At 70.5% G+C, this 10,237-nt stretch carries 7 protein-coding genes and 1 pseudogene; all 8 read left to right on the plus strand.

Translation table 11 applies throughout. The annotated features are described in order from the left end of the window. Positions 1-70 precede the first annotated feature (70 nt). Positions 71-556 (plus strand): 2-vinyl bacteriochlorophyllide hydratase, encoded by a 486-nt coding sequence (gene bchF, locus HSX43_RS14140; protein WP_179380795.1) that lies wholly within the window; start codon positions 71-73, stop codon positions 554-556. Then, positions 553-1,836 (plus strand): ferredoxin:protochlorophyllide reductase (ATP-dependent) subunit N, encoded by a 1,284-nt coding sequence (locus tag HSX43_RS14145; protein WP_179380796.1) that lies wholly within the window; start codon positions 553-555, stop codon positions 1,834-1,836. Before bchF ends, HSX43_RS14145 begins: the two co-directional genes overlap by 4 nt. Next, positions 1,833-3,356, plus strand: a complete 1,524-nt coding sequence (gene bchB, locus HSX43_RS14150; RefSeq protein ID WP_179380797.1) for a ferredoxin:protochlorophyllide reductase (ATP-dependent) subunit B — start codon at positions 1,833-1,835, stop codon at positions 3,354-3,356. The genes HSX43_RS14145 and bchB overlap by 4 nt, the downstream gene beginning before the upstream one ends. Further along, a complete protein-coding gene (locus HSX43_RS14155; protein WP_179380798.1) occupies positions 3,346-6,876 on the plus strand; it encodes a cobaltochelatase subunit CobN in 3,531 nt (1,176 codons plus the stop codon). Before bchB ends, HSX43_RS14155 begins: the two co-directional genes overlap by 11 nt. 16 nt (positions 6,877-6,892) lie before the next feature. Beyond that, positions 6,893-7,798: a ferredoxin:protochlorophyllide reductase (ATP-dependent) iron-sulfur ATP-binding protein gene (gene bchL / locus HSX43_RS14160; RefSeq protein WP_179380799.1), complete on the plus strand. Its 906-nt coding sequence runs from the start codon at positions 6,893-6,895 to the stop codon at positions 7,796-7,798. Next, positions 7,798-8,589 (plus strand): magnesium protoporphyrin IX methyltransferase, encoded by a 792-nt coding sequence (bchM, locus tag HSX43_RS14165; protein WP_179380800.1) that lies wholly within the window; start codon positions 7,798-7,800, stop codon positions 8,587-8,589. Before bchL ends, bchM begins: the two co-directional genes overlap by 1 nt. Beyond that, positions 8,586-10,013, plus strand: coding sequence for a PucC family protein (locus HSX43_RS14170; protein WP_179380801.1), 1,428 nt, complete (start codon positions 8,586-8,588; stop codon positions 10,011-10,013). The genes bchM and HSX43_RS14170 overlap by 4 nt, the downstream gene beginning before the upstream one ends. Positions 10,014-10,034: 21 nt before the next feature. Then, positions 10,035-10,237 (plus strand): annotated as a pseudogene (locus HSX43_RS14175) (photosynthetic reaction center subunit H); the annotation flags it as partial.

Below are 10,237 nucleotides of genomic sequence, written 5' to 3' on the forward strand. Positions count from 1 at the left end.
GTGTAAATCAACATTGACAGATGCCCCGCCGCAGAGTCACGCTTTCGGGAGGAACACTCGGGGAGGCGAGATGTCGACTGGCACGCCATATGCCGCATCCGCGACCGCCCTCTACACGCCGGAGCAGAGGGCGCGCCGCGACGCCACGGCCTGGACGACAGTGCAGGCGGTCCTGGCCCCCGTGCAGTTCGCCGTCTTCCTCGTCTCGCTCGTGCTCGTGATGCGTTATCTCGGCACCGGGGAGGGCTATGGCCTCGCGACGGCCTCGATCCTCGCCAAGACCGGCTGCCTCTATCTCATCATGGTCACCGGCGCGATCTGGGAGAAGGTCGTCTTCGGCCAGTACCTCTTCGCGCCCGCCTTCTTCTGGGAAGACGTGGTCAGCTTCGGCGTCATCTTCCTGCACACGCTCTATCTCTACGGCCTGATGACCGGGGCCTTCGCGCCCGCGACACTCATGGCGATCACCCTCGCCGCATATGCCGTCTACGTGGTGAACGCGGGGCAGTTCGTCTGGAAGCTGCGCGCCGCGCGCCTGCAGGGGGTCGCCGCATGACCGAGCATCTGCCCCCGCCCCCCGCCACCGGTTGCCGCGCCACGCCCGTCCTGAAGGAGCGGGGCCAGCGCGAGGTCTTCTGCGGCCTCACCGGCATCATTTGGCTGCACCGCAAGATGCAGGACGCCTTCTTCCTCGTCGTCGGCTCCCGCACCTGCGCGCACCTGCTGCAATCGGCCGCCGGCGTGATGATCTTCGCCGAGCCGCGCTTCGCCACGGCGATCCTGGAGGAGTCGGACCTCGCCGGTCTCAACGACGCCCACGCCGAACTCGACCGCACCGTCTCCGAACTCCTCGCGCGCCGCCCCGACATCCGGCAGCTCTTCCTGGTCGGCTCCTGCCCGTCCGAGGTCATCAAGCTCGACCTCGCGCGCGCCGCCGAGCGCCTGACGGTGGAGCACGCGCCCCGCGTGCGGGTACTGAACTACTCCGGGTCGGGCATCGAGACGACCTTCACGCAAGGCGAGGACGCCTGCCTCGCCGCCATGGTCCCCGTCCTGCCCGAGACGCAGGCGGACGAGCTTCTGGTCGTCGGCGCGCTCCCCGACGTGGTGGAGGACCAGATGCTGGGCCTCCTCGACGCGATGGGCATCGGCCCCGTCCGTCTCCTGCCCGCGCGCCACGTCGATGCCGACACGGCCGTCGGCCCCAACACGCGCTTCGCCCTTGTGCAGCCCTTCCTCGGCGACACCCACGCCGCGCTCACCCGCCGCGGGGCCACCCATATCCCCGCCCCCTTCCCCTTCGGCGAGGAGGGGACGACCGCCTGGCTCGCCGCCGTCGCCCGCGCGTTCGGCGTCGACGCCGAGACCTTCGCCCGCGTCACCGAGGCCCCCCGCGCCCGCGCCCGCAAGGCCATCGCGCAGGCAGCCGAGACGCTCCGGGCCAAGTCCGTCTTCTTCTTCCCCGACAGCCAGCTCGAAATTCCCCTCGCCCGGTTCCTCGCCCGCGAATGCGGGATGGAGCCGATCGAGGTCGGCTCGCCCTACATCCACGACGCGCTGCACGGCCCCGACCTCGACCTGCTGCCGGCCGGCCCCGCGATCTCCGAGGGGCAGGACGTCGACAAGCAGCTCGACCGCTGCCGCGCCGCCGCCCCCGACCTGACGGTCTGCGGCCTCGGCCTCGCCAACCCGCTGGAGGCCGAAGGGCTCAGCACGAAATGGGCCATCGAGCTCGTCTTCACCCCGGTCCACTTCTACGAACAGGCCGGCGACCTCGCCGCGCTCTTCGCACGCAGCTTGAAGCGCAGGGCGATCCTTCAGGCGGCCACCACATGAAACTCACCGTCTGGACATACGAGGGCCCGCCCCATGTCGGCGCGATCCGCGTGGCGACCGCGATGAAGGGGCTGCACTACGTCCTGCACGCGCCGCAGGGCGATACCTATGCGGATCTCCTCTTCACCATGATCGAGCGGCGCGACCATCGCCCGCCCGTCACCTATACCACCTTCCAGGCGCGCGACCTCGGGTCCGACACGGCGAGCCTCTTCCGCACCGCCTGTCAGGATGCCTACGATCGGTTCGAGCCCGAAGCGATCATCGTCGGGGCCTCCTGCACGGCGGAGCTGATCCAGGACGACCCGGGCGGCCTTGCCGAGACCATGGGCCTGCCCGTTCCCGTCATCCCGCTGGAACTGCCGAGCTACCAGCGCAAGGAGGCCTTCGGGGCCGACGAGACCTTCTACCGGATCGTCCGCGCGCTGGCGCAGCCCTGCGAGAAGACCGCGCGCGTCTCCTGCAACATCCTCGGCGGCACCGCCCTCGGCTTCCGCCACCGCGACGACATCGCCGAGATCACCAACCTCCTCTACGAGCTCGGGATCGAGGTGAACGTCTGCGCGCCTCTCGGGGCGACGCCCGCCGACATCGCCCGCATGGGAGCCGCGCATTTCAACGTGCTGCTCTACCCCGAAACCGGCGAGACCGCGGCCCGCCACCTCGAACGCGCCTTCGACCAGCCCTACACGAAGACCGTGCCCATCGGCACGAACGCCACCCGCGCCTTCGTGGAGGAGGTGCGCGCGCTCTCGGGCAGCACCGCGCCCCTCGACGACCGGAGCCTCAGGCAGACCTGGTGGACGCGCTCGGTCGACAGCACCTACCTCACGGGCAAGCGCGTCTTCATCTTCGGCGACGCGACCCACGCGATGGCCATGGCGAAGGTCGCCCGCGACGAGATGGGCTTCGAGGTCGCGGGCCTCGGCTGCTACAACCGCGAATTCGCACGGCCCCTGCGCGCGCTCGCGAAGGAGATGGGGGTCGAGCCGCTCATCACCGACGATTACCTCGAGGTCGAGCGCGCGATCGAGGCCGCCCAGCCCGAGATGATCCTCGGCACCCAGATGGAGCGGCACATCGGCAAGCGGCTCGGCATCCCCTGCGCCGTCATCTCCGCCCCCGTCCACGTGCAGGATTTCCCCGCCCGCTATTCGCCCGTGATGGGGTTCGAGGGGGCGAATGTCCTCTTCGACACGCTCGTCCACCCCCTCGTCATGGGGCTGGAGGAGCATCTGCTGCACATGTTCCGGGAGGATTTCGAGTTCCACGACGCCGCCGGCCCGAGCCACCACGGCGGCCACGCGCCGAAGCCGGTCGAGGCCCCGGCGACCGAGGAGGCCCCCGCCGCGACGGGCGAGGTCGTCTGGCTCCACGATGCCGAGCGCGAACTCAAGAAGATCCCCTTCTTCGTGCGCGGCAAGGCCCGGCGCAACACCGAGACCTTCGCCATGGGCCAGGGCCTCACCGAGATCAGCATCGACACGCTCTACGAGGCGAAGGCCCATTATGCGCGATGACGTGATCCATCGACCCTATCGCGTCACGCTCGTGACGCTGGACCGGCACGCCGCCGGTCCCGCCGCGCGCGTAGCGCCGGCGCTCGAAGCCGACTTCCCCGGCCTCGCGCTCACCATCCACGCCGCCGCCGAATGGGAGGCCGACCCCGCGGCGCTCGCCGCCGCCCGCGCGGACATCGCCCGCGCCGACATCGTCGTCACCTCCGTCATCTTCCTCGAAGACCACATCAAGGCGATCCTGCCCGACCTGAAGGCCCGCCGCGCCGCCTGCGACGCCATGGTCGGGATCATCGCCGACCAGGAGATCGTCCAGCTCACGAAGATGGGCGACCTCGACATGTCGCGGCCCGCCTCGGGCGCGATGGCGCTCCTGAAGAAGCTGAAGCCCGCCCGCAAGGAGGGCAGCGCCGGCGCGGGGCAGATGAAGATGCTGCGCCGCCTGCCGAAGCTCCTGAAGCTCGTGCCCGGCAAGGCGCAGGACCTGCGCGCCTGGTTCCTCGCCATGCAATACTGGCTCGGCGGCTCGGACGAGAACATCGACGGCCTCGTCCGCTTCCTCATCTCGCGTTACGCCGACCGGCCCGACTGGGGCCAGGTCTCCGCGCGGGACCCGGTGGAATACCCCGATGTGGGCCTCTACCACCCCGACCTGCCGGGCCATCGCATCACGACCGATCTCGGCGACATGCCGAGCGGCGGCGGCACCTCCACGATCGGAATCGTCCTCCTGCGCAGCTACATCCTCGCCGGCGACACCGCGCATTACGACGCCGTCATCCGCGCCTTCGAGGCGGCGGGCCACCGCGTCCTGCCGGTCTTCGCGGGGGGGCTCGACGCGCGACCGGCCGTCGACGCCTATCTCGCCGGGCGCATCGACGCGCTCGTCTCGCTCACGGGGTTCAGCCTCGTGGGCGGGCCGGCCTACAACGACAGCGACGGGGCCGTCGCCATGCTCTCGGGCCTCGACGTGCCCTATGTCGCCGCGCAGCCGCTGGAGTTCCAGACGCTCCACGAATGGGCCACCGGCAAGCAGGGGCTCTCGCCCGTCGAGGCCACCATGCTCGTCGCCCTGCCCGAGATCGACGGCGCGACGAACCCTACCGTCTTCGCCGGGCGCCACGGGCCCGCTGGCTGTCAGGGGTGCAAGCTCCGCTGCGCGGCACAGGGCACCGTCAAGGCCATGGCCCCCTGCCCCGAACGGGTCACCGCGCTCGTCGACCGCACGACCCGCCTCGCCCGCCTGCGCCGCGCCGAAAATGCCCGCAAGACCGTCGCCATCACGCTCTTCGGCTTCCCGCCGAACGCCGGGGCCGTCGGCACCGCGGCGTATCTCTCGGTCTTCGAGAGCCTTCTGAACACGCTCCGCCGGATGCAGGCCGAGGGCTACGACGTCACCCCGCCCGAGACGGTCGAGGAGCTGCGCGCCGCCGTCCTGCAGGGCAACGCGGCACAGCACGGCACGGAGGCCAACGTCGCCGCCACCGTCACCGCCGACCAGATCGTCGCGCGCACGCCCTGGCTCGAGGAAATCGAGGCGCAATGGGGCCCCGCCCCCGGCAGGGTGCAGGCCAACGGGCGCGAGGTCTTCGTGCTGGGCGCGCGCTTCGGACGCGTCTTCGTCGGCGTCCAGCCCACCTTCGGCTACGAGGGCGACCCGATGCGCCTCCTCTTCGAGCACGGCTTCGCCCCCTCCCACGCCTTCAACGCCTACTACCAGTACCTGCGGGAGGATCTGCGCGCCGACGTCGTGCTGCACTTCGGGATGCACGGCGCGCTCGAATTCATGCCGGGCAAGCAGACGGGGATGGGCCCGGGCTGCTGGCCCGACCGCCTGATGGGGAACATCCCCAACGTCTATCTCTACGCGGCGAATAACCCCTCCGAGGCCACGCTCGCCAAGCGCCGCACCGGGGCCGTGACCGTCACTCACCTGACCCCGCCCCTGCAGAACGCGGGGCTCTACCGTGGCCTCGCCGACCTGAAGGACAGCCTGACCCGCTGGCGCGAAAGCCCGGGCGACCGCACCGACCTCGAAGCCCTCATCGCCGAGCAGGCCCGGGCCGTGGACCTCGACGGCGCGCCCGAGACGCTCTGGCTGAAGCTGCTGGAGACGGAAGACGCGCTCATCCCCGACGGCCTCCACATCGTCGGGCAGGTGCCCGATGCCGCCACCGTCGACGCGACGCTCGACCAGATGACCTTCGCGGATGCCGAGGCCCGCGAAGCCGCCCGCGCCGCGCTCACCTCCGATGCGGAGCTCGACGGGCTGATGCGCGCGCTCGACGCCCGGTTCATCCCGCCCGTCCCCGGCGGCGACGTCATCCGCGCGCCCGAGATCCTGCCGACGGGGCGCAACATTCACGCGTTCGACCCGTTCCGGATGCCCACCGCCTTCGCCCTCGCCGACGGCGCGAAGCAGGCCGACGCGCTGCTGGCCACACATGACGGCCTGCCGCGCACCGTCGCGCTCGTCCTTTGGGGCTCCGACAACATCAAGTCGAACGGCGCCCCCATCGGCCAGGCGCTGGCGCTGATGGGCTGCACCCCCCGCTTCGACACCCACGGCCGTCTCTGCGGCGCGGACCTCCTGCCGCTCGACAGCCTCGGCCGGGCGCGCGTCGACGTGGTGATGACGCTCTCGGGCATCTTCCGCGACCTGCTGCCGCTGCAGACGAAGCTCCTCGCCGATGCCGCGCTCAAATGCGCCGAAGCCGATGAGCCCGAAGCGCTCAACCCGGTCCGCGCCCATGCGCTGGCCTTCATGGCGCGCACCGGCTGCGACCTGAAGATGGCCGCCCTGCGGGTCTTCTCCAACGCCGAAGGGGCCTATGGCTCCAACGTCAATCAGCTGGTCGACGCCTCCGCCTTCGAGAGCGGCGACGACCTCGCCGACGCCTACCAGAAGCGTAAGAGCTTCGCCTACGGCACCGACGGGCAGGCCACGGCGCAACCCGATCTGCTGGAGGACACACTCGCCAACGTCGACCTCGCCTACCAGAACCTCGAGTCGATCGAGCTGGGCGTCACCACGGTCGATCACTACTTCGACACGCTCGGCGGCATCGCGGCCGCCGTGAAGCGCGCCAGGGGGGCCGACCCGGCGGTCTATATCGGCGACCAGACGCGCGGCCGCGCCACCGTGCGCACGCTGGCCGACCAGGTCGCGCTCGAAACCCGCTCGCGCAGCCTCAACCCCAAGTTCTACGAACCGCTCCTGCAGCACGGGCACGAGGGGGTGCGCCAGATCGAGGCGCATATCACCAACACTGTCGGCTGGTCGGCCACGACCGGCAAGGTCGAGCCCTGGGTCTACGCCCGCCTCTCCGAGACCTTCGTGCTCGACGAGGCCATGCGCAAGCGCCTCGCCGACCTCAGCCCGCAGGCGTCGATGCGCATGGCGAACCGCCTGCTCGAGGCCTCCGACCGCGACTACTGGCAACCCGACGACGCGACGCTGGCGGCCCTTCAGGACGCCGCCGACGCCATCGAAGACCAACTTGAGGGGATCGCAGCCGAATGACCCCGGAAAGGCACATATGAGCCCGCTCGACAACGCACCGCTCCTGAAGAAGGCCGCCGGCCTCGACGGCGAGGGATCGGTCCAGGTCCATCAGGACGCCTCGATGAAGATCGAGGGGGCCAAGGTCTTCTCGGTCTACGGCAAGGGCGGGATCGGCAAGTCGACCACCTCCTCGAACCTCTCGGCGGCCTTCTCGAAGCTCGGCAAGCGGGTGCTGCAGATCGGCTGCGACCCGAAGCACGACAGCACCTTCACGCTCACCGGCTCGCTCGTGCCCACGGTCATCGACATCCTGAAGGAGGTCGACTTCCACGCCGAGGAGCTGCGCCCCGAGGATTTCGTCTTCGAGGGGTTCAACGGCGTCAAATGCGTCGAGGCCGGCGGCCCGCCCGCGGGCACCGGATGCGGTGGCTACGTCGTGGGGCAGACGGTGAAGCTCCTGAAGCAGCACCACCTCCTCGACGACACCGACGTCGTCATCTTCGACGTGCTGGGCGACGTCGTCTGCGGCGGGTTTGCCGCCCCGCTGCAACACGCCGACCGCGCCCTGATCGTCACAGCCAACGACTTCGACAGCATCTACGCGATGAACCGCATCATCGCCGCGGTGCAGGCCAAGTCCTCGAACTACAAGGTGCGACTCGCCGGCTGCGTCGCCAACCGCTCGCGCGAGACCGACGAGGTGGATCGCTACTGCAAGACGGTCGGCTTCAACCGCATCGCCCACATGCCCGACCTCGACGCCATCCGTCGCTCGCGTCTCAAGAAGAAGACCCTCTTCGAGATGGACGCCGACGACGACATCGTGGCCGTGCAGACGGAGTATATCCGCCTGGCCGAGACGCTCTGGAACGGGACGGAGCCGCTGGCTCCCGCCCCCCTGCCCGACCGCGAGATCTTCGAATTGCTGGGGTTCGACTGATGGCTGACGTCCGGGCATATGATGTCGACTTGCTACCCCGAGGACAGGGGACGTCCGCGGGCGGTCGCGAAGCGGCCGCCCATGGGGGCGGACGGCCGCTGTCCGGGCCGCAAGCGTCCCGGACGGGGCAAGCGACCTACGACGGCACGCTGACCCGCGTGCACGACTACTTCGACCGCACCGCGACGAAGGTCTGGGCCGACCTCACCTCCGATGCCCCCGTCTCGCGCATCCGCGCCACCGTCCGCCGGGGACGCGACCACATGCGCGCGGTCCTCCTGAGCCAGATGCCGCGCGACCTCACCGGTCTGCGCATTCTCGACGCGGGTTGCGGCACCGGCGCGCTCGCCGTCGAGATGGCCCGCCGCGGCGCCGAGGTCACCGCCATCGACATCGCCCCGCAGCTCATCGAGATCGCCCGCCGCCGCGCCCCCGCGGACACGACGATCGACTGGCGCGCGGGCGACATGCTCGACCCCGCCCTCGGGCCCTTCGACCACGTGACCGCGATGGACAGCCTGATCTACTACGCCGAGGCAGACCTCGCCCGCGCCCTCGACGCGCTGGCCACCCGCACGCGGGGCAGCATCCTCTTCACCGTCGCGCCCCGCACGCCGCTCCTGATGGCGATGTGGCACGTGGGCCGGTTCTTCCCCAAGACCGACCGCGCGCCTACGATGGTTCCGCAGTCGCCGACGCGCCTCGCCCGGCACCTCACCGCCAGCGTCGCCCAGGTCACCCGCATCACCTCGGGCTTCTACATCTCGCAGGCCCTGAAGGTGACGCCATGATCCCCCGCGCCGCCCTGCAACGGATGACCATCGGGATGCTCCCGTTCTCGGACGCGGTGAGCGATCAGCTGCCCCTGCGCCAGCTTCTGCGCCTGTCGCTCTTCCAGGTCTCGGTCGGCATGGCCGCCGTGATGCTGCTCGGCACGCTCAACCGGGTGATGATCGTCGAGCTCGGCGTCGCGGCCACCGTCGTCGCCCTGATGCTCGCCATCCCAGTCCTCGTCGCGCCCTTCCGCGCGCTCCTGGGCTTCCGCTCCGACACCTATCGCTCCGCCATCGGGTGGAAGCGCATCCCCTACCTCTGGTTCGGCTCGCTCTGGCAGTTCGGCGGCCTCGCCATCATGCCCATGGCGCTCCTCGTCCTTTCCGGCGATCAGCAGGCGGGGCCGTCCTGGGCCGGCGAGGTCGGCGCCGCGCTCGCCTTCCTGATGACCGGCATGGGCATGCACATGACGCAGACCGCCGGATTGGCCCTCGCCGCCGACCGCGCGACCGAGGAGACGCGGCCGCAGGTCGTCGCCCTTCTCTACGTGATGTTCCTTCTGGGCATGGGGATCTCGGCGGTGATCGTCGGCGCGCTCCTGCGCGACTTCAGCGCGTTGCGCCTCGTGCAGGTGGTGCAGGGGGCCGCTGTCGTAACGCTCCTGCTCAACCTCGTCGCCCTCTGGAAGCAGGAGCGCGTGGCCCCCATGACGCGCGAGGAACGCGCCGCGCCCCGCCCGCCCTTCCGCGCCGCCTGGCGGGATCTCACGGCACAGGGCGACGTCGCGCGCCTCCTCGTCGTCGTCTTCCTCGGCACACTCGCCTTCAACATGCAGGACGTCCTGCTAGAGCCCTACGGCGGCGAAATCCTGGGCCTCTCGGTCTCGGCCACGACGCTCCTCACCGCGCTCTGGGCCGGCGGCGCCCTCCTCGGCTTCGGCCTCGCCGCGCGGGGGCTGAGGCGCGGGCGCGATCCGCACCGCATGGCCGCCCGCGGCCTCCTCGCCGGGCTCGCCGCCTTCTCGGCCGTCATCTTCGCCGCACCGCTTTCGAGCCCCGTCTTCTTCTACGCGGGGGCCTTCGGCATCGGGCTCGGCGGCGGGCTCTTCGCGGTCTGCACCCTCACCGCGATCATGGCCTTCGACAGCCACGGCACCGCCGGGCGCGGCCTCGCCCTCGGGGCCTGGGGTGCCGCGCAGGCCACCGCCGCGGGCCTCTCGATCTTCGCGGGCGGCGCGCTCCGCGACGGGGTCAACGCCCTCGCCACCTCGGGCAGCCTCGGCCCGGCCCTCGCCTCGCCCGCCACGGGCTATTCCACCGTCTACCACATCGAAATCGCGCTGCTCTTCGCGACGCTCGTGGCCCTCGGGCCGCTCGTGCGCGCGCGCAGCATCCACGACGGCCCCGCCGCCCCGCGCGGCCTGGCCGATTTCCCGACCTGAACCCGCCAAGGAGGATCACCCATGCTCGGCACAACATTCTTCGGAGACTTCGATCTCGCCTCGGCGGCGATCTGGGGCTTCTGGCTCTTCTTCGCCATCCTCGTCGTCTACCTGCAGGTCGAGAACCAGCGCGAGGGCTATCCCCTCGTCGACGACGACGGCAACGAAGCGCCGAGCCCCGGCCTCTTCCCGCTGGCGAAATCCAAGACCTTCCACCTGCGCGA

It is taken from the genome of Jannaschia marina (assembly GCF_013404595.1).
GTDB classification, from domain to species: domain Bacteria; phylum Pseudomonadota; class Alphaproteobacteria; order Rhodobacterales; family Rhodobacteraceae; genus Jannaschia; species Jannaschia marina.

Excerpts from the sequence above, each read along its gene's own strand:
- bchF (WP_179380795.1), top strand. The coding sequence starts at position 71 with ATGTCGACTGGCACGCCATATGCCGCATCCGCGACCGCCCTCTACACG.
- HSX43_RS14145 (WP_179380796.1), top strand. The coding sequence starts at position 553 with ATGACCGAGCATCTGCCCCCGCCCCCCGCCACCGGTTGCCGCGCCACG.
- bchB (WP_179380797.1), top strand. The coding sequence starts at position 1,833 with ATGAAACTCACCGTCTGGACATACGAGGGCCCGCCCCATGTCGGCGCG.
- HSX43_RS14155 (WP_179380798.1), top strand. The coding sequence starts at position 3,346 with ATGCGCGATGACGTGATCCATCGACCCTATCGCGTCACGCTCGTGACG.
- bchL (WP_179380799.1), top strand. The coding sequence starts at position 6,893 with ATGAGCCCGCTCGACAACGCACCGCTCCTGAAGAAGGCCGCCGGCCTC.
- bchM (WP_179380800.1), top strand. The coding sequence starts at position 7,798 with ATGGCTGACGTCCGGGCATATGATGTCGACTTGCTACCCCGAGGACAG.
- HSX43_RS14170 (WP_179380801.1), top strand. The coding sequence starts at position 8,586 with ATGATCCCCCGCGCCGCCCTGCAACGGATGACCATCGGGATGCTCCCG.